18 protein-coding genes and 1 riboswitch are annotated in these 18,630 nt (G+C 66.5%); of the genes, 7 read left to right on the top strand and 11 right to left on the bottom strand.

The annotated features are described in order from the left end of the window. Positions 1 to 71: 71 nt before the first annotated feature. The 7 genes from pal to OXR00_RS12860 form a co-directional block, all read right to left on the bottom strand. Positions 72 to 581: a peptidoglycan-associated lipoprotein Pal gene (gene pal / locus OXR00_RS12830; RefSeq protein ID WP_267388610.1), complete on the bottom strand. Its 510-nt coding sequence runs from the start codon at positions 579 to 581 to the stop codon at positions 72 to 74. Positions 582 to 665: 84 nt separating this feature from the next. Further along, on the bottom strand, positions 666 to 2,072 hold the full coding sequence (tolB, locus tag OXR00_RS12835; protein ID WP_267388611.1) for a Tol-Pal system beta propeller repeat protein TolB: 1,407 nt from the start codon (positions 2,070 to 2,072) through the stop codon (positions 666 to 668). A gap of 10 nt (positions 2,073 to 2,082) precedes the next feature. Beyond that, positions 2,083 to 3,213 carry a cell envelope integrity protein TolA gene (gene tolA, locus OXR00_RS12840; protein WP_267388613.1) on the bottom strand — a complete coding sequence of 377 codons (1,131 nt, stop codon included), beginning with the start codon at positions 3,211 to 3,213 and terminating at the stop codon, positions 2,083 to 2,085. 31 nt (positions 3,214 to 3,244) lie between these two features. Next, on the bottom strand, positions 3,245 to 3,685 hold the full coding sequence (tolR, locus tag OXR00_RS12845; RefSeq protein ID WP_242149012.1) for a protein TolR: 441 nt from the start codon (positions 3,683 to 3,685) through the stop codon (positions 3,245 to 3,247). Between the two features lie 3 nt (positions 3,686 to 3,688). After that, positions 3,689 to 4,387, bottom strand: coding sequence for a protein TolQ (tolQ, locus tag OXR00_RS12850; protein ID WP_267388616.1), 699 nt, complete (start codon positions 4,385 to 4,387; stop codon positions 3,689 to 3,691). After that, positions 4,384 to 4,878 carry a YbgC/FadM family acyl-CoA thioesterase gene (locus OXR00_RS12855; protein WP_267388617.1) on the bottom strand — a complete coding sequence of 165 codons (495 nt, stop codon included), beginning with the start codon at positions 4,876 to 4,878 and terminating at the stop codon, positions 4,384 to 4,386. The genes tolQ and OXR00_RS12855 overlap by 4 nt, the downstream gene beginning before the upstream one ends. A 126-nt stretch (positions 4,879 to 5,004) precedes the next feature. Then, positions 5,005 to 5,988: a nitronate monooxygenase gene (locus OXR00_RS12860; protein WP_267388804.1), complete on the bottom strand. Its 984-nt coding sequence runs from the start codon at positions 5,986 to 5,988 to the stop codon at positions 5,005 to 5,007. A 109-nt stretch (positions 5,989 to 6,097) separates the two neighbouring features. Between OXR00_RS12860 and OXR00_RS12865 the strand changes: the two genes are divergently transcribed. Together OXR00_RS12865 and OXR00_RS12870 are read left to right on the top strand one after the other, a co-directional pair. Continuing rightward, on the top strand, positions 6,098 to 6,517 hold the full coding sequence (locus tag OXR00_RS12865) for a secondary thiamine-phosphate synthase enzyme YjbQ (RefSeq protein WP_267388618.1): 420 nt from the start codon (positions 6,098 to 6,100) through the stop codon (positions 6,515 to 6,517). A 58-nt stretch (positions 6,518 to 6,575) separates the two neighbouring features. After that, complete coding sequence (locus OXR00_RS12870) at positions 6,576 to 7,436, top strand: alpha/beta fold hydrolase (RefSeq protein WP_267388619.1); 861 nt, start codon at positions 6,576 to 6,578, stop codon at positions 7,434 to 7,436. Positions 7,437 to 7,488: 52 nt separating this feature from the next. Here OXR00_RS12870 and OXR00_RS12875 read toward each other — a convergent pair whose 3' ends face one another. Next, complete coding sequence (locus OXR00_RS12875) at positions 7,489 to 8,751, bottom strand: aspartate kinase (protein WP_267388620.1); 1,263 nt, start codon at positions 8,749 to 8,751, stop codon at positions 7,489 to 7,491. Between the two features lie 165 nt (positions 8,752 to 8,916). Here OXR00_RS12875 and ubiG point away from each other — a divergent pair, with 165 nt between their 5' ends. Beyond that, positions 8,917 to 9,639 (top strand): bifunctional 2-polyprenyl-6-hydroxyphenol methylase/3-demethylubiquinol 3-O-methyltransferase UbiG, encoded by a 723-nt coding sequence (ubiG, locus tag OXR00_RS12880; protein WP_267388621.1) that lies wholly within the window; start codon positions 8,917 to 8,919, stop codon positions 9,637 to 9,639. A 53-nt stretch (positions 9,640 to 9,692) separates the two neighbouring features. On the opposite strand, the gene OXR00_RS12885 is transcribed toward ubiG, so the two are convergent. The 3 genes from OXR00_RS12885 to OXR00_RS12895 form a co-directional block, all read right to left on the bottom strand. Further along, complete coding sequence (locus OXR00_RS12885) at positions 9,693 to 10,217, bottom strand: hypothetical protein (RefSeq protein WP_267388622.1); 525 nt, start codon at positions 10,215 to 10,217, stop codon at positions 9,693 to 9,695. Between the two features lie 362 nt (positions 10,218 to 10,579). Then, complete coding sequence (locus OXR00_RS12890; RefSeq protein WP_267388623.1) at positions 10,580 to 12,115, bottom strand: ABC transporter permease/substrate-binding protein; 1,536 nt, start codon at positions 12,113 to 12,115, stop codon at positions 10,580 to 10,582. A gap of 31 nt (positions 12,116 to 12,146) precedes the next feature. Then, positions 12,147 to 12,929 carry an ATP-binding cassette domain-containing protein gene (locus OXR00_RS12895; protein WP_267388624.1) on the bottom strand — a complete coding sequence of 261 codons (783 nt, stop codon included), beginning with the start codon at positions 12,927 to 12,929 and terminating at the stop codon, positions 12,147 to 12,149. A 390-nt stretch (positions 12,930 to 13,319) separates the two neighbouring features. On the opposite strand from OXR00_RS12895, the gene OXR00_RS12900 reads away from it, so the two are divergent. From OXR00_RS12900 to thiC, 4 genes are all read left to right on the top strand, one after another. Continuing rightward, positions 13,320 to 14,198 (top strand): MipA/OmpV family protein, encoded by an 879-nt coding sequence (locus OXR00_RS12900; protein ID WP_267388625.1) that lies wholly within the window; start codon positions 13,320 to 13,322, stop codon positions 14,196 to 14,198. 140 nt (positions 14,199 to 14,338) lie between these two features. Further along, complete coding sequence (locus OXR00_RS12905; protein ID WP_267388627.1) at positions 14,339 to 15,304, top strand: ferritin-like domain-containing protein; 966 nt, start codon at positions 14,339 to 14,341, stop codon at positions 15,302 to 15,304. A 53-nt stretch (positions 15,305 to 15,357) separates the two neighbouring features. Continuing rightward, positions 15,358 to 16,380 carry a ferritin-like domain-containing protein gene (locus tag OXR00_RS12910; RefSeq protein WP_267388628.1) on the top strand — a complete coding sequence of 341 codons (1,023 nt, stop codon included), beginning with the start codon at positions 15,358 to 15,360 and terminating at the stop codon, positions 16,378 to 16,380. Positions 16,381 to 16,563: 183 nt separating this feature from the next. Then, positions 16,564 to 16,679: riboswitch (TPP riboswitch) on the top strand. Between the two features lie 31 nt (positions 16,680 to 16,710). After that, positions 16,711 to 18,588: a phosphomethylpyrimidine synthase ThiC gene (gene thiC / locus OXR00_RS12915; protein WP_267388630.1), complete on the top strand. Its 1,878-nt coding sequence runs from the start codon at positions 16,711 to 16,713 to the stop codon at positions 18,586 to 18,588. The last annotated feature ends 42 nt before the right edge of the window (positions 18,589 to 18,630 follow it).

Genomic DNA, 18,630 nt, shown 5'->3' on the forward strand with positions numbered 1-18,630 from the left:
GGATCAAGCATCCATGAAAAAGGCGCGGGGATCAGCCCCCGCGCCTCCTGGATTGCTGAGGGGGAAGACGATCAGTTCAGGACGATCGTCACCGCGCGGCGGTTCTGCGCCCAGCTCGCCTCGTCCGAACCAAGCGCGATCGGACGTTCCTTGCCGTAGCTGATCGTCGAGATGCGCGACGGGTTCACCCCGCGCGAGGCGAGATAGTTCTTCGCCGAATTGGCGCGGCGATCGCCCAGCGCGAGGTTGTACTCGCGGGTGCCGCGCTCGTCGCAATGCCCTTCCAGGCTGATCGGCACGTTCGGGTATTTGATCAGCCATGCGGCCTGGCTGTCGAGCGTCGCGCGCGCCTCGCCGTTGATGTCGTACTTGTCGAGATCGAAGTGGATCGTGTTGCTCGTCACCGAGCGTTCGAAATCGGCGCGCGAACCGGGCACGACATTACCGTACCCCCCACCCTGCGATGCATCCGGGCCGGTCGCGCTCGGCGGCGGCGGCAACTGCGCGGGCGGCTTCTTGGCGCAACCCGCCACCGCGATGAGGGATGCGGTGATGAGCAGGGTCGTGGTCAGTTTTGCCATGTGGCTTCTCCTTCGATCATTCAGCTCTCGGATGGTGCACGCAAACGCATGGGGTAGCCCCGCACAGGATGGGGCGATGTCAAATCAGGGGCGTAACGGTCCCCAAGCCGGATCGGATCCATCGAGCGGCGTGGATAGCCTGCGTTCGTTCACGCCGGTCAGGTCGACCGACCACAGATCGGCGGTGCCGCCACCGCCACGCCCGGAGCGGAAGAACATCAGGACGCGGCCGTTGGGCGACCAGGTCGGGCCTTCGTCCTGCCAGTCGTCGGTGAGCAGTCGCTCGTCGCCACCGGCCGGGCTCATCACGCCGATGCGGAAATTGCCGGCCATGCGTGTGAAGGCGATCAGGTTGCCGCGCGGGCTCCACACCGGCGTCGCATAGCGCCCGCCGCCAAAGCTGATGCGCCGCTGTTGCGATCCGTCCGCATTCATCACGTAAAGCTGCTGCGAGCCCGACCGGTCGCTTTCGAACACGATGCGGCTGCCATCCGGCGAGTAGCTGCCGCCGGTGTCGATGCCGGGCGTATCGGTCAGCCGCTGCGCCTGCCCGCCCGCCAGTGGCACGCGGTAGATGTTGGTGCTGCCGGCCACCGCCTTGGAGAACAGCACCCACTTGCCATCGGGCGATACGCGCGGCGCGAACGTCAGATTGCCCGCCGGTACGAGCTGCCGCTGGCTATGGCTGGCGATATTGTAGACGTAGATCGCCGGCTTATCGTTGATGTAGCTCATGTACACGATCGAGCGTTGGTCGGGCGTGAAACGCGGCGTCAGCACGATCGACTGGCCGTTGGTAAGGAAGCTGTGGCCGGCGCCGTCCTGATCCATCATGGCGAGGCGCTTGACCCGCTTGCCCTTCGGCCCGCTCTCCGCGACGTACACCACGCGGCTGTCGAAATATGGGCCTTCGCCGGTCAGCTTGGAATACACCATGTCGGCGCACTTGTGCCCGGCCCGACGCCATTCCCCCGGCGACACCACGAAGCCCTGCCGCGCCAGTTCGGTGCGCGCGAACACGTCGTACAGATAGCAGCCGACCGTCAGCGTGCCGTCGCCGTTCGCGCGCACGAACCCCTGCACCAGTGCGGACGCACCCGCCCCGCCCCAATAATCGAACGTCGGCGCGGTGACTTCGGGATAGGGCACGCCTTTCAGCGCGCTCGCCGGAGACGGTTTGAACAGGCCGGAGCTTTTGAGATCGTTGGTGACGATCTGCGAGAGTTGCTGGCCAAGCGCATCGGTGCGCCCCGCCGGCGTGTCGACCGCCTGTGCAGTCGGGAACGCCGGGATGGCGATGCCGAGCGGCGCGGCCTGGCCGCCCGTCACGTCCACCACCAGTTCGCCCGACGGCTGACCCGCCGGCTGGCCGTTTACCGGGCCGGGCGCCTGGGATTGCGGCGCGGGCGGCTGCGGCGCGGGCTCGGACTGCGCAACCGCGCCGGCACCGATCAGGCCGGCCGCCAACGTCAGGATGGTCTTGTGAAGCATGGTCCTATCCTCAACCGGGCAGATGAAAGCGCAAGGTGAAACTCTTCCACCCGCGTGGCACGTCGTAAAGCTCGGGCGGCAGACCGCGCAGCGGCGTGCAGCCCTTGAACGAGGCGATCGCCGCGCGATCGACCGCTTCGACATAGCGTTCGTTCTCGTTGTCGACGCCGCCATGATCGTTGTCGATCACCGGCGTTCCGGCGAGCGACCCGTCCCGGTTGATCTGCAGCCGCACCTTGACGAGGATCCGCGACACGCCGGGTCCGCTGACATGCTGCTGCGCCGCGCACGGCTGCACCTGCCGCTGGATCGCCGAACCGATATCGGCGGCGGCCTGCGCGCTCATCACCGCACCGGGAGCGGCGGCGGATGGCTTGGCGGCCGACGGGCTCTGGGTCAGGCCTTTGCGGAAATCATCGTCGAGCAGCGATCCGCGTGGGCGCTTGAGCGTGGATTTGGCATCGCCGCCGGTGCCCTTGGCTTTGGTCGGCGGGGTCTGCGCCTTGGTCGGCGCGGCGGCGGCGTGCTTCGCTTCGCTCTTGGCGGTGGTCGGCTTGGCTTCGCTATGCTTCGCCTCGCTCTTGGCGGTGCTTGGCTTGGCCTCGCTGTGCTTCGCCTCGGCCTTGCTGTTCGCCTTGGTCGTCGCCTTCTTCGGCTCGGCCTTGGCCTCCTTGGCCTCGACCGGCTTCTTCTCCGGCTTGGGCTTCTCGGGTTTCGGCACGGGCTTCGGCTTCGGCACGGGCGCGGGTTCGGGCTTGGGTTCCGGCTTTGGCTTGGGCTTCGGCGCGGGGGCAGGCTCCGCCTTCGCAACCGGCTTCGGTTTGGGGGCGGGCGCCGGCTCGGGCGCGGGCTTGGGCGGCGCGGGTGCCTTTTCCGGCTGCGGCGCAGGTTCGGGCTGCGGCTCCGGCGGCGCGGCATCCTCGGGCGGGCCGGCGTCGGGCGATTTCGACTGCGCGGGCGGCTCGACCGACTTGGGCGCCTGCGCCTCGATCGCGACATCCTCGGCGAGCGACACGTCGATCGGCTTGGGCTTGTACAGATCCGGGTTGACCGGCGGATGAAACGCCAGCGACAGACACGCGAACAGCAGGATATGCCCGGCGACGGCGATGCCGAGGCCAATCTTCTCGGTGCGCTGCATCAGCGCACGCCTCCCGCCCGGACCATTTGGTTCACCGCTCGTCCTGCGGCGTGGTCAGCAGCGCGACGCGATTCAGCCCGGCGCGGTTGAGTTCGCCCATCACACGCATCACCTTGCCGTAATCGAGCGCGCGGTCGGCGCGCAGGAAGATCTGCGGCGGCTTGCCGGTGGCGTCGGTCTTCTGCGCGACCTGGGCGAGCACGTCGGGCAGCAGATCGTCGGTGACGAGCGCCTTGTCGACATGCAGCGTCCCGTCCCGCTCGACCGATATCTCGACCGGCTGCTGCTCCTGCTCGAGCGCCTTCGCCCGACTATCGGGCAGATCGACCGGCACGCCCGCGGTCATCAGCGGCGCGGTCACCATGAAGATGATGAGCAGCACCAGCATCACGTCGACCATCGGCGTGACGTTGATGTCCGCCATCGGCGCGCGCCGTCCGCGCCCGCGCTGCGAGGGGAGGTTCATCGCCACCGGTCAGCGCTTCCCGTCGGCTTCGAGCTGGCGGCTGAGCGTGGCGTGGAAGCCGTCGGCGAAGCGGTTGAGCCGCGCCTCGATCTTGTTGATGCCGTGGCTGAAGCGGTTGTACGCGATGACGGCAGGGATCGCCGCGAACAGGCCGATCGCGGTGGCGAACAGTGCCTCGGCGATGCCGGGGCCTACGGCCGCCAGTGACGAGTTCTGCTTGGCAGCGATCTCGGTAAAGCTGTGCATGATGCCCCACACCGTGCCGAACAGCCCGACGAACGGCGCGACCGAACCGACCGTCGCCAGCACGTTCAGACCGTCCGACAGTTCGTCGACCTCAGCCGCCGCCGCCGCGCCCATCGCCGTCGCCAGCCGCTCACGCGTGCCGCCCCGGTCGATCGTCCCGCCCACGGTCGAGCGGCGCCATTCCTTGACGCCGGCCGCGAACACCCGTGCGGTCGGCAGCTTGCTCTCGCTTTCGGTCCGGTAGAAGGCGTCGATATCCTCCGCCTTCCAGAAATCGCGCTCGAACCGCTTGATGCCTTTGCGGATCTTGCCGAGCCGCAGGAGGAAACCGATGATGATCGCCCAGGTCCAGACGCTGGCGAGCAGCAGCCCGGCCATTACGATCTTCACGATCCAGTCGGCCTGAAGGAACAGCGCGATCGGCGACAGGCTGGTCGCATCGGTGTTTAGGATCAGGTTCACGCGGGTCTTTCCCCCTGGTTCGTTTCTAATGCCGCTGCGCGTTCGGGCAGGAAACGCCCGAACGCCTCGATCCACGCCGCCGGCTGCCGTCGCGCGCGGCCTGAAGGCGCTGCGAAGGCGACCGTGACATGGCCTTCCGCGAGTACAACCGCGCCGCGCCTGACTCGTTGCTGAATGACCAGCCGTGCGGCGCCGAGTTTCTCAAGCCGCGTCGTCACCACCACCGCATCGCCCAGCCGCGCCGGAGCGCGGTAGCGGATCGCCAGATCGGTAACGACGTAATTGCCCTCGCCACTCACATGCGCGGCCTGCTGGTCGATCCCCAGCACGCGCAGCATGTCCGAGCGGCCGCGTTCCATGAACTTCAGATAGTTGGCGTGGTAGACCATGCCGGACAGATCGGTATCCTCGAAATAGACGCGCACCGGCAATTGGTGCTCGTCTCCCACGATACGACCCTCGGTCGGCAAATCGGTGTCGCGCGCTGGCATCGTGACTGGCTGTACCGAAGCGGGACGCCCGCGCAAACCCCGTCGTGTCGGAGTTTTTGGGTGAAGCGGCATATCATCACGTACTTCACCTTCCCCGACGCAGCCCGGGGAAGGCAGCAAGGGACCCTATCCCCGCTTCGCCAGCGCGACGTCCGCTTCGCCGACCAGCGCGGCGATGATGTCGGCGATCGGTTCTTCCTTGGTGACCATGCCGACCGACTGGCCCGCCATCACGCTGCCATGCTCGACATCGCCGTCGATCACTGCGCGGCGGAGAGCGCCCGCCCAGTAATGCTCGATCTGCAACTGCGCCTCGGCCATTGCCGTCTTGCCGTCGTCGAGCGACAGCGCCACCTCGCGCTGCTTGGCGCTGAACAGTTCGCCGCCGGCGTTCTTGAGCGCGCGCACCGGGATCACCGGCAGGCGCGGATCGAGCTGCACGCTCGCCACCGCATCGCGGGCGGAGGCGCGCAGGAACGCCTTCTTGAAATTGGGGTGCGCAATCGATTCGGTCGCGCAGACGAAGCGCGTGCCGAGCTGGACGCCCGCCGCGCCCATCTCGAGATACGCGGCGATCGCCTCGCCCCGGCCGATCCCGCCCGCCACGAACACCGGCACCTTGTCGGCGACTTCGGGCAGGATCTCCTGCGCGAGCACGCTGGTCGAGACCGGGCCGATATGCCCGCCCGCCTCCATGCCTTCCACCACCAGCGCATCGACGCCGCTGCGGATCAGCTTCTTGGCGAGGCTGAGCGCCGGCGCGAAACAGATCAGCTTGGCGCCGCCCGCCTTGATCGCCTCCAGGCTCCCCGCCGGCGGCAGCCCGCCCGCCAGCACGACATGCGTCACCTGATGGCGCGTGCACACCGCGATCAACTCCATCAGTTGCGGGTGCATGGTGATAAGGTTCACGCCGAACGGCTTGTCCGTCAGCGCCTTGGTGGCGGCGATCTCGGCATCGAGCAGCGCAGGCGTCATCGCCCCGCACGCGATCAGCCCGAAGCCGCCTGCGTTCGACATCGCCGCGACAAGATTGCGCTCCGACACCCACGACATCGCGCCGCACAGGATCGCCACCTCGCTGCCGAGGAATTCGACGCCGCGCGCCATGAGCTGGGTGAGGCGCGCCGCGCCGGTCGTGCTGGTCATGCAGCGGCCATAAAGTCTCGTGCGCGAAAAGAAAGCATGGCCGTTGCGTCGCACGTGCTTATCTTAGGGAATGCTTCGCCAGTCCGTCGCCGAAATCCTTGTCACCACGCCCGGTCAGGGGCTGCATAGCTGCACCGATGCGGTGGCGCGCTGGGTGGCGGGCACCGGCATCGACACCGGGCTGCTCACGCTGCTGCTGCGGCACACCTCCGCCTCGCTGCTGGTACAGGAGAACGCCGCGCCCGCCGCCGCGCGCGACCTCGAACGCTATTTCGCCAAGATTGCGCCGGAAAGCCGTAGTTACGAACACGACGACGAGGGGCCGGACGACATGCCCGCCCACCTACGCGCCGCGCTCACCGCGATGAGTCTGTCGATCCCGGTGGCGGGTGGCCGCATGATGCTCGGTACCTGGCAGGGCATCTACCTGTTCGAACACCGCCGCGCCGCCCACCGCCGCCGCATCGCGGTGCATCTGATCGGCGAATAACCGCTTGGGGCCTGCCGCCGGTTCGGTCATGATCGCCGCGCTTTTCGGGGGAACATCGATGATCGCCAAGCTGCTCTGCGCCACCCTGCTGTGTCTGCCTGCAATGGCGTTCGCGCAGACGCCGCCGCCCGCAATCTTCACCGATCCGCCGCGCGATGCCGCCGCGCCCGCCCGCATGGAGGTGCTGCACGTCCCCTCGCATGGCGTGAGCATCAATGCGGTCGGCTATCTCGCCGCCGGCAAGGGCATGCACCCCACGCTCGTCCTGCTGCACGGCCTGCCCGGTAACGAAAAGAACCTCGATCTCGCGCAGGCGGTGCGCCGCGCCGGCTGGAACGTCGTCACCTTCAACTATCGCGGGTCATGGGGCAGCCCCGGCATCTATAGCTTCTCGCATTGCATCGAGGATACCGATGCGGTGCTCGATTTCCTGAAACAGCCGGCGGTGGCGGCGAAATACGGCATCGACACCACCCGGCTGGTGCTCGGCGGGCACAGCCTTGGCGGCTGGACGACCGCGCAGGTCGCCGCGCACCGCCGCGACCTCAAGGGAGCGATCCTGATCTCGGCGGCGGACATGGCGAGCTCGGCGACCCTGCCGCGCGACCAGCGTATCGCCTTCCTCGCCGACAATCACGAGACGTTGCAGGCCAGCAATGAAGCGCTTGCCGACGAAATCGCGAGCAACGCCGCGACGTTCCGGTTGAACACCACCGCGCCCGGCCTCGCCAAGACGCCGCTGCTGGTAATCACCTCAGACGACGGTCTCGCGCCGACCGACGAGGCGCTGGTGGCGAAGGTCCGCGCCGCCGGCAACGCCCGCGTCGCGACGCAGCACCACCCCACCGACCACAGCTATTCCGACGCGCGCATCTGGCTGGAAAGCGCGGTGGTGACGTGGCTGGCGACGCTGCCGTAACGTCCCCCAGCCCTTCCCCGGCCTTTACCGGGGAGGGAAGTGACCGCCCGGATCAGGCGGCGACATCCTCCGCATCCAGCCCGTAGGCGGTATGCAGCACGCGTACCGCCAGCTCGGTTTCGTCCTCGTGGATCAGCACGCTGACCTTGATCTCCGAGGTGGAGATCGCCTGGATGTTTATCGCGCGCGCGCCAAGCGTCGTGAACATTGTCGACGCCACGCCCGCGTGGCTGCGCATGCCGACGCCCACCACCGAGATCTTCGCAACACGCGTATCGTGCACCAGTTCGGCGAAGCCGATCTTCGCGCGCGCCTGATTGAGCGCCTCTATCGAACGCGCGAGATCGGCCTGCGGCACCGTGAACGTCACGTCGGTCGACCCGGCGTTATGCGCGATGTTCTGAATGATCATGTCTACGTTGATGTTCGACCCCGCCAAAGGCTCGAAGATCGCCGCGACCGCGCCAGGGGTGTCGGGCACCGCAGTCAGCGTGATCTTGGCTTCGTTCTTGTCATGCGCGATGCCGGTGATGAGCTGGCGTTCCACGTCGTCTATCTCCTCTTCCCCGACAATCATCGTGCCGGGCAGTGTATCGGCCATCGGTGCGTCCGGCCCCGTGAACGAGGACAGCACCTGTACGCGGACCTGTTCCTTCATCGCCAGACCCACCGACCGCGTCTGCAACACCTTGGCGCCGACGCTGGCGAGTTCGAGCATTTCCTCATAGGTCACGCGCTTCAATTTGCGCGCGCGCGGCACGATGCGCGGGTCGGTCGTATAGACGCCATCGACGTCGGTGTAGATGTCGCAGCGATCCGCCTTCATCGCCGCCGCCACCGCCACCGCCGAAGTGTCCGATCCGCCGCGACCCAGCGTGGTGATGCGATGGTCGTCGGTCACGCCCTGGAAGCCGGGGATCACCGCAACCTCGCCACGCGCCAGACTTGCGTCGAGCGCCACCGTATCAATCGTCCCGATCCGTGCCGAGGCGTGCGCGTCCGACGTGTGGATGGGGAGCTGCCAGCCGAGCCAGCTGCGTGCCGGTACGCCCGCCGCCTGTAGCGCGATGGCGAGCAAGCCGCTCGTCACCTGCTCGCCTGCCGAGACAACCACGTCATATTCCTTCGGGTCGTACAGCGACGACGCCTCGCGGCAGAAGCCGACCAGCCGGTCGGTCTCGCCCGCCATCGCCGAGACGACCACCGCGACCTGATTGCCGGCTTCGACCTCGCGTTTCACCCGCGCCGCCACACTCCGGATGCGTTCCATGCCGGCCATCGAGGTGCCGCCGAATTTCATCACGATGCGGGCCATTGGGGTGTCGCAAAATCCTTGGGTTGGAAGGGGCGTCCTGATAGGAACCGGGTGAGATGATGGCAAGCCAAGCTAAGGTTCGGGCCAGCAAAGCCCAGCTAAGCCGCTTGCTCTGGCCCGAGCGAACGACGGGCACACGCGCAACCTTCCCACGCAGGTGAGTTTATGACAGCCACGACGATCGACCCGAAGGAAGCCGCCCACTTCGGCACGCTCGCCGCCGAATGGTGGGACCCGAAGGGCAGTTCCGCGATGCTGCACCGGCTCAATCCACCGCGGCTGCGCTACCTGCGCGAACAGATCGACGCGCATTTCGGCGGCGACCAGACCAGCTTCACCCCGCTCGCCGGCAAACATGCGCTCGATGTCGGCTGCGGCGCGGGTCTGCTGTGCGAACCGCTCGCCCGGCTGGGCGCGAGCGTGACCGGGGTCGACGCCGCGCCGGAGAACATCGCCGCCGCCGCCACCCACGCCGCCGCCTCCGGCCTTGCCATCGACTATCGCGCCGGCAGCGTCGAGGGGCTTAGCGGTGAGACGTTCGATCTCGTCACCAGCATGGAGGTGATCGAGCACGTCACCGATCCCGCCGGTTTCGTACGTGGCCTTGTCGGTGCACTGGCCGAGGGCGGGCTGCTGGTGGTGTCCACGCCCAACCGCACGCCCGTCTCGCGGCTGGCGATGATCACCGTCGGCGAAGGCTCGGGGCGAATCCCGAAAGGCACGCACGACTGGGACAAGTTCCTGACCCCCGACGAACTGGAAGCACTGCTGACCGCCGCAGGGATGCGCGTGATCGACCGGCGTGGCCTTGGCTTCTCGCCGGCCAAGGGCTTCGTGCTGAGCGACGACCTTAGCCTCGATTACTTCCTCACGGCAGTGCGCAAATGACGCCGGTATTTAAAGCATCGTAGGACCGATTGCGCCCAAAGGCGGTCGCTCGTTTACGATTGGGCTTCATATGCGTCTAGTAGTGGCCAAAGGCTTACCGCGTCGGCGCCCTGCTGCTCGACCGCGTTGCGAAGAGCGTAAAATTCATCGTCACTTTTGATGTGACCCCGGCGAACTACTCGCTGCACCAGCTTCGAAAACCTTGCGCGCACCTCCGACAGTGTTGGTAGGCCAAATTGCGAAAACTCGTTGTCGCACGCGGCTACTTTGGTAGCGGGCCAGTCACTCGTAAACTCCACAACATCGCTGATCGCCATACCTAGGCCGCTGCGCGCCTTAGCAGGGGTCTTCACTGCCATTCTATCGAGTACCGCAACCGGGTGAGTATCCGGGGTAAGCAGGTCCGAGGGAAAGACTTTGGGGACCATGTGGCTAAACCAGGACCGCAGGCGCGCGTATTCGGTGGGGTCAATTCGCATGACCGTAATGCTGACAGCGCCGCGCCTTTGGCGCAACGTCAGCCTCTCAAACATCCAGATAGCCAAGAGGAAGAACCGCTCCCGCCCAATTGCGGACATCAGGGATTTCTGACATGCTTCTCCGAAAATAGAAACGGATTAGGCAAAATGAGCGACATAACGTTTGTGGTTGCGTCGAGCATGTCTGCTCTCGCCTTGTCGCTCCTGATTACCGGCAGGGTAGCAGTCGAAAAGATACGAGCTATCGTTTGGGGTGCGATGGGTGTTTTTGGAGTACATAGTTTCGGGGTGATGATCACTGCACCTGTCTCCCCCCGCCTTACCGAAATGCTGGCTAACGGAACTTTCGTTTGGCTAATCGCGGCAACTCTTACACTTTGCGCACGCGGTCTTCATCGCTCAATTCGCGGTAGTCGGTCTGCGCTGAACGGCAACTAGCCACCAACTCAAGACATTCCCGCCTACAAGCCCACCCGCTTCTCAAGCCACCGCGCTGCCGCCTCCGGCGACTGCTTGTCGGCATCGCGATCGACCAGATAGTTCGCCTGCCGCATCGCCGCGACCGGCACGCGCCCGATGAGCGGCCGCAGCGCCGCCTGGAACCGGGCATCATGCGCATGGGCCGGCGATAGCAGCAGGATCGCGTCATAGCCGGGGATCGCTCCCTTCGGGTCGGCCAGCACCGTCAGCCTGTCCGCCGCGATCCGTCCGTCGGAGGAAAAGGCCGGGATCACGTCGGCGGCACCACTTTCGAGCGCGCGGTACATGAAGGTCGGCTGATACGGATGCGCCGAGCCGAACTCCAGCCCGTAGGCGCGCTTCACCGCCGCCCACTCGGGCCGGTCGAGGAATTCGATATCGGTTGCCAGCCGCAGCCCGTGCGCGATGGGAACCAGATCGGCGATCGTCTTCACGCCGCGCCGCGCCGCATCGTCGCCCCGCATCGCAAAGGCATAGGCATTCTCGAAGCCGAGTTTGCCCAGCACGGTCACGCCACGCGTCTTCTTCGCCCAGTCGCGCACGCCGGCCAGGATCGCATCGCGCGGCGGCACGTCACCGCGCTTCATCGTGTCGGCCCAGATCGTGCCGGTATAGTCGACATAGACGTCGATCGTGCCGCTCGACAGCGCGTTCAGCGCCACGCCCGATCCAAGGCCTTCGCGATATTCGACTTGGTAGCCTGCCGCCTCCAGCCGGTGCCCGATCACGCGCGACAGGATATATTGCTCGGAAAAGCTCTTGGCGCCGATCACCACGCGCTTGTCGCCGCCCTGCATCCACATCGGCGCGAACGCGAGCGCCACCCCCACCGCCAGCACCGCGACCGCACCCCACACGCGCCCGCGCCGGCGTGCCGCGATGCCGTGTTCGACCAGTCCGAGCAGAGCGTCCACCGCCAGTGCGAGCGCCGCCGCGCTGAAGCATCCGGCCAGCACCAGCGCCCAGTTCTGCGTCTGGAGGCCGGCGAAGATCATGTCGCCAAGGCTCGGCTGGCCGACCGTGGTGGACAGGGTCGCCGCGCCGATCGTCCAGACCGCGGCGGTGCGGATACCCGCCATCACCACCGGCGCGACCAGCGGCGCCTCGACCAGCCGCAGCTTCTGCCACGCGGTCATCCCCACGCCGTCCGCCGCCTCGATGATCGCAGGGTCGAGCCCGGTCAGCCCGGTGACGGCGTTTCGCAGGATCGGCAGCAGCGCGTACAGCGTGAGCGCAAGCAGCGACGGCACGAAGCCAAGCGCTGGTATCCCGCCGCCTACCAGCGTGGAAAGCGACAGCAGGAGGGGGTAGAACAACGCCAGCAACGCGAGCGTCGGGATCGTCTGGATCAGGCTGGCGAACCCGAGCGTCACGCGCGCCACGTGCGGCCGCCTGGCCGACACAATCGCCATCGGCAGGCTGATGACGATGCCGAGCAGCAACGCGGAAAACGCCAGCAGCAGGTGTTGCGCGAGGAGTGGCGGCACGCGCTGCATCGCATCGAGAAACCCGCTCATTCCCGCCCCGCCGATCCGATAACGCGGCGGCTCACAGGTGTCCGCCGATCTCACGCAGTCGGCGTGCCTGTTCGCGCGGCACCGCGACCAGCGCATCCGCCTCCGCGCCGCCTTTCCCGGCGAGCAACGCTGCCGGCACCTCGTCCGCGACGATCCGCCCGCCCGCCATCACCAGCACGCGGTCGGCAAGGATCAGCGCCTCGGCCATATCGTGTGTCACCATGATGGTGGTGAGGCCGAGCCGGTCGTGCAGCGCGCGGATCGCCACCCCCAACTGGTCGCGGGTGACGGGGTCGAGCGCGCCGAACGGTTCGTCCATCAGCATCAGCCCCGGTTCGAGCGCGAGCGCGCGCGCAACACCCACGCGCTGGCGCTGGCCACCGGATAGCGCATCGGGCATCCGCTTCGCGAAATCCGGCGGCAGGTCGACCAGATCGAGCAACTCGGCGATACGGCCTTGCTGATCCTTCTCACCCGTCAAACGCAAGCCGATTGCGATGTTCTCCGCCACGCTCAGATGCGGGAACAGGCCGATGTTCTGGAACACGTAGCCGATCCGACGCCGCAGCGCGAACGCCGCGCCCCCGGTCACGTCCGCGCCGGCGATATGGATCGCGCCCCGGCTCGGCTCGATCAGACGGTTGACCATCTTCAGCAGCGTCGACTTGCCCGATCCCGACGCACCGACCAAGGCTACGAAACTGCCGCCGGCGATCTCGATCGACACGTCGTCGACCGCGACCGCACCGCCCGCGTAAATCTTGGAAGCGCCGACAAAGGCGACCGGAGGGCCGGTTTCGCGGGAGAGTGCCATCACTGCGGTTGTGCGGGAGGTACGGCGATGCGTCAAACGCGAAACGCCGCCCGACTTGCGTGATCGCCTGCCTTGCTGCCGCGCCTGCGTCCGGCAGAACAGGGGGCCGCGTCAAACATCGGCTGCATTGCCGTACCCCGTGCGGCACGCGAGCAACAGCCATCCAGTCAACCTGAGCCACGTCGCTGTCTCTGGCTCGCGCAACAGCAACCATAAAGGCCATTGATACACACGCACAGCGAGACCTTCGGCCCTGCAACGACCCGCTGCCGTGGCCGGATTGTCACGCTTTTGCGAAATCGTCATCACCCCGTAACGACATGGGAGCCAATTGCCGCAACGCGGCGTTACGCGGCGATTATATACTGAGTGCATGCAGGGGATTTGCCAGTGTCGAAGTTGTTCCACCGCGGTTTTGCCGCCGCTCTTCCGGTCGCCGTGCTGCTTGCCGCCGCTCCGGCGTTCGCGCAGACGGAGGGTGCGGCTGCCAATGCCGATCTTGCGGCGAAGCTGGGTGGCGACAATGTTACGGTCGGCGTGGCCGGCGCATACCTGCCGGATTATGAAGGTTCGAACGACTACCGCTTCACGCCCGCACCGGCAGTGATTGGCCAGTTCAAGGGCTTCGCCTTCTCGTTGATCGGCAACCGCGCCTCGATCGACCTGATCCCGAACCGCCCCGGCCAGACCCTCGATTTTCAGGCCGGCCCGATCGGCGTGATCAACTTCAACCGCACCTCGCGCAAGAACATCGACGATCCGCGCGTCCGCGCGCTCGGCAAGATCGATACCGCGATCGAACTGGGCGGCTATGTCGGCATCGGCAAGACCGGCATCATCACCAGCCCGTATGACAAGCTGTCGGTGTCGGTCAGCTACCGTCACGACGTGTCGAACGTGCACGACAGCGGCATCTGGCAGCCGTCGATCAACTATCTGACCCCGCTCAGCCGCAAGGCCGCGGTCGGCCTCGTCGCATCCGCGGAACATGTCGAGCGCGGCTATGGCCAGACCTACTTCAGCATCTCGCCGACGCAGAGCATGCTGAGCGGCCTGCCGACGTACAACGCCCGTTCCGGCTGGAAAGACTATCAGGTCGGCGGCTTCTTCACCTATTCGCTGACCGGCGATCTGCTGCACGGCGTGAAATTGGTCGCAGGCGGCAGCTATTCGCGGCTGCTCAACAGCTATTCGTACAGCCCGATCGTCCGCACCGCCGGCAACCCGAACCAGTGGATCGGCGCGGCCGGGCTTGCGTACACCTTCTAAACCGTCTCTACGGGGCGCATGTGTGCGTCCCGCTGCGACTCCGGCCGTTCTTGCCCTGCGTGGGCGGGGGCGGCCGTGTCGTATCCGGCCTGGCCGACGGCGCGCACCCTGGCTCCAGGTGACACGCCGGAAGGACGAGAATGACTGCCCTGCACGAGGATGCTCCCGAAATTCGTGACGAGACGCAAAACGAGCGCCGCGCCTTCTTCCGCACCGCGCTTGGCGCTGCTGCGATCACCGCGACGGGCGCCGCCGCGCTCACCGTCAGCGGGGTCGCCTTCGCTGATACCGTTACCGATTCCTCGATCGTCAATTTCGCGCTGAACTTCGAATATCTGCTCGCGCAATTCTACGGCCTCGCTGCGAACGGCGCTGGTCTCCCCGCCGCACAGTTGACCGGCGCGGGAACCGCCGGGGCGGTAACCGGCGGCCGGCAGGCGACCTTTACCGATCCCGTCGTGGCGCAGATCGCCAGCGAATTCGCCACCGAGGCCGCCGCGCGTGTCGCTTTCCTGCGCACAACCGCCGGCGCCGACGTGATCGCCCAGCCCAAGATCGACCTCGACGTGACCGCCACCAGCGCGTTCAGCACCGCGATGCGCGCCGCCGGTCTCGTTGCCTCCGGCGCGGGCTTTGACGTGTACGCGAGCGACAGCAACTTCCTGCTCGCCGCGTTCCTGCTCGAGGATGTCGTCGCGACCGCCTACAAGGGCCTCGTCACCAGCGTGAGCGACGCCACCAATCGCGAATCGCTCGTCGGCCTGCTCGGCGCGACCGCCTATCATGCCGGCACCATCCGCACGTTACTCTACGCCAAGGGCGCGGTAAGCGGCTCGACCCTTCGCGCCAATGCGGATGCGATCTCCAACGCGCGCGACGCGCTCGACGGCGGCAGCAGCGACGACGATCAGGGCATTTCGCCGACGACCGATGCCAACGGCAATCTCGTGTCGAACATCTCGCCCACCGCCGCCAACGGGCAGACCTACACCCGCGCGACGACGGCGGTGCTCAACATCGTCTATCTCAACAGCCTGTCGGTCTCGCTCGGCGGTTTCTTCCCCGCCGGCGTGAACGGCACCACCGTCGCCAGCGGCGCGAACTGACCGGCGCCAGACACGCCCGAGCCATCCCGAATTTTCGCCCGGAGAGTTTTCCCGTGACCGATATCCTTCAAACCGCCGACGACCGCCGCAGCCTCGCGCGCCGCAACTTCCTGCGCGGCACCGCGCAGATCGGTGCGGCGGCCGGTGGCCTTGCGCTGCTCAGCGCCTGCGGCGGCAGCAGCGACGATACGACCGTAACGCCGACGCCGACCCCTACGCCAAGCAGCACCAGCGCAATCATCGACGCCGATGCGCTCAACCTCCTGCTCAACCTGCAATATCTTCAGGCGCAGTTCGGCCAGTTCGTGACGACCGGCACCAATATCTCGGCAATCGCCGATACCCAGACGACCACCGGCAGCGGAAACTTCCCCGGCGGCGGCGCGGCGCTGCTCACCGGCACCGGTACGCAAGGGTCGGTCACGGGCGGTCGCGCGGTCAGCTTCGCCAACGCCACCATCGGCCAATATGCGCGCGAGATCGCGGCGGACGACCTCGCCCATCTGCGGTTCCTGCGCTCGGCGCTCGGTTCCTCGGCAGTGGCACAGCCCGCGCTCAACATCGACGGCGGCGCGAGTGGTGCCTTCACCCGGATCGCGCAGCTTGGTGGCTACGCCGCCGCCGGCGTGACGTTCGACCCGTATGCGAGCGACCTTAATTTCCTGCTCGCCACCTTCGTGTTCAAGGATCTCGTGGTCACGGCGTTGAAGGGCGTGTCGACGCTGCTCACCAGCGTGGTGTACCTCGATGCGGTGGCGGGGATGCTCGCGACGCAATCCTACCACGCCGCGCTGATCCGCACGACGCTGTACACGATGGGCCAGGGCAGCGCCGCCGGCCAGTTCAGCAACGCGCGCGACGGCCTCGACGGGTCGGCCGATATCGATCAGGGCATCACCGGTACCGGCACCGCCGCCAACATCGCGCCGGTCGACGGTAACGGGCGAGTCTACACGCGCACCGCCGGGCAAGTTCTCAACGTCCTCTACCTCAACAGCGCCGCGGTCACGTCAGGCGGGTTCTATCCGGCCGGCGTCAACGGCAACATCAAGACCAGCGCAGCCAGCAACGCCTGATCCCGACGCCGCCGCGCGGGGCGCTCAACCTCGCGCGGCCTGTCGATTTAGCTGCCAGCACACGCGCGATAGCCCCTGCGTCGCGTGCGTTAGCCCATCGCCAAAGCGCAGGACGCGCGCCTTTGCCGCCCGAACTGCGGCATCGTCAGGGCTGGACGGCTCCACCGAACCGACCTATCATCACGCCATTCCCCGGGGAGCCTTGAGGCTGAGAGGGGCGGTGCAATTCCGCTCGACCCGTTGAACCTGATCCGGCCCCGCAAGGGCTTACCGGCGTAGGGAGGGAGCGGTCTGGCAAGGTCCGTTTTCTCTCATTTGAGGAGACGACGCATGGCCGACCTGCCCACCAGAACCGAAATTGGCGTCACCACCGGCCCGATCCGGGGTTCCAAGAAAATCCACGTCACGTCCCCGAACATACCCGGCGCGGGCGTGGCGATGCGCGAGGTCCACCTCGAACCCGGCTGCGGCGAGCCGCCGCTGCGCGTTTACGACACCTCCGGCGCCTACACCGATCCGGCCGCGCTGATCGATATCAACACCGGTCTGGCCGAACTGCGCCGCGGCTGGATCGAGGCTCGCGGCGATGTCGAACGCTACGACGGTCGCGAAATCCGGCCCGAAGACAACGGCTTGTCTGGCCCCGATCGTTCGGCCGGCGTGCCGCAATACCCCAACGTGGTGAAGCGTCCGCTGCGCGCCAAATCGGGCATGAACGTCAGCCAGATGCACTACGCGCGTCGCGGCATCATCACGCCTGAGATGGAATATGTCGCGATCCGCGAGAACCTCGGCCGTGCAGAGGCAAAGGAAAAGCTCGTCCGCGACGGTCAGGATTGGGGGGCGTCAATCCCCGATTACGTGACGCCCGAATTCGTCCGCGACGAGGTTGCCCGTGGTCGTGCGATCATCCCATCGAACATCAACCACCCCGAAAGTGAGCCGATGGCGATCGGGCGCAACTTTCTGGTCAAGATCAACGCCAACATCGGCAATTCGGCGGTCGCCTCCAACGTGGCGAGCGAAGTCGACAAGATGGTGTGGTCGATCCGCTGGGGCGCGGACACGGTGATGGACCTCTCCACCGGCCGCAATATCCACGACACGCGCGAATGGATCATCCGCAACGCGCCCGTCCCGATCGGCACCGTGCCGATCTACCAGGCGCTGGAAAAGGTCGGCGGCATTGCCGAGGATCTGACGTGGGAGGTGTTCCGCGACACGCTGATCGAACAGGCCGAACAGGGTGTGGATTACTTCACCATCCACGCCGGCGTGCGCCTGCCCTACATCCCGATGACGGCGAAGCGCGTCACCGGCATCGTTTCGCGCGGCGGCTCGATCATGGCGAAATGGTGCCTCGCGCATCACAAGGAGAGCTTCCTCTACGAGCGCTTCGACGAGATTACCGAGATCATGAAGGCGTATGACATCGCCTATTCGCTTGGCGACGGGCTGCGTCCGGGCTCGAACGCCGATGCCAACGACGAAGCGCAGTTCGCCGAACTCTATACCTTGGGCGAGCTCACCAAGCGCGCGTGGGAACAGGACGTGCAGGTGATGATCGAAGGCCCCGGCCATGTGCCGATGCACAAGATCAAGGAGAATATGGATAAGCAACTCGCCGCCTGCGGTGAGGCGCCGTTCTATACGCTCGGGCCGCTGGTGACCGATATCGCGCCGGGCTACGATCACATCACCAGTGGCATCGGTGCGGCGATGATCGGGTGGTTCGGCACCGCGATGCTCTGCTATGTCACGCCCAAGGAGCATCTCGGCCTGCCCGACCGCGACGACGTCAAGGTCGGCGTGGTGACGTACAAGCTGGCGGCACACGCGGCCGATCTGGCGAAAGGCCACCCCGCCGCCAAGCTGCGCGACGATGCGCTCTCACGCGCGCGTTTCGAATTCCGCTGGCGCGACCAGTTCAACCTCTCGCTCGATCCCGACACCGCCGAGCAGTATCACGATCAGACGTTGCCGGCGGAAGGTGCCAAGAGCGCGCATTTCTGCTCGATGTGCGGGCCGAAGTTCTGCTCGATGAAGATCACGCAGGAGGTCCGGGACTTTGCCGCCAAGCAGAACGCACCGGTCGCAACGTTCGTCGCAGCCGACGAGGCCGAGGCTGGCATGGCGGCGATGAGCCAGGTGTTCAAGGAAACCGGCAGCGAGCTCTACATGGGCGCCGGCGACCGCGAGCACGACTAAGCGCTAACAAGCAGATCAAGACGGTCCGGGTGGTTACCCGGA

The sequence above is a fragment of the Sphingomonas sp. GC_Shp_3 genome, from assembly GCF_026540945.1.
In the GTDB taxonomy this organism is placed as follows: Bacteria; Pseudomonadota; Alphaproteobacteria; order Sphingomonadales; family Sphingomonadaceae; genus Sphingomonas.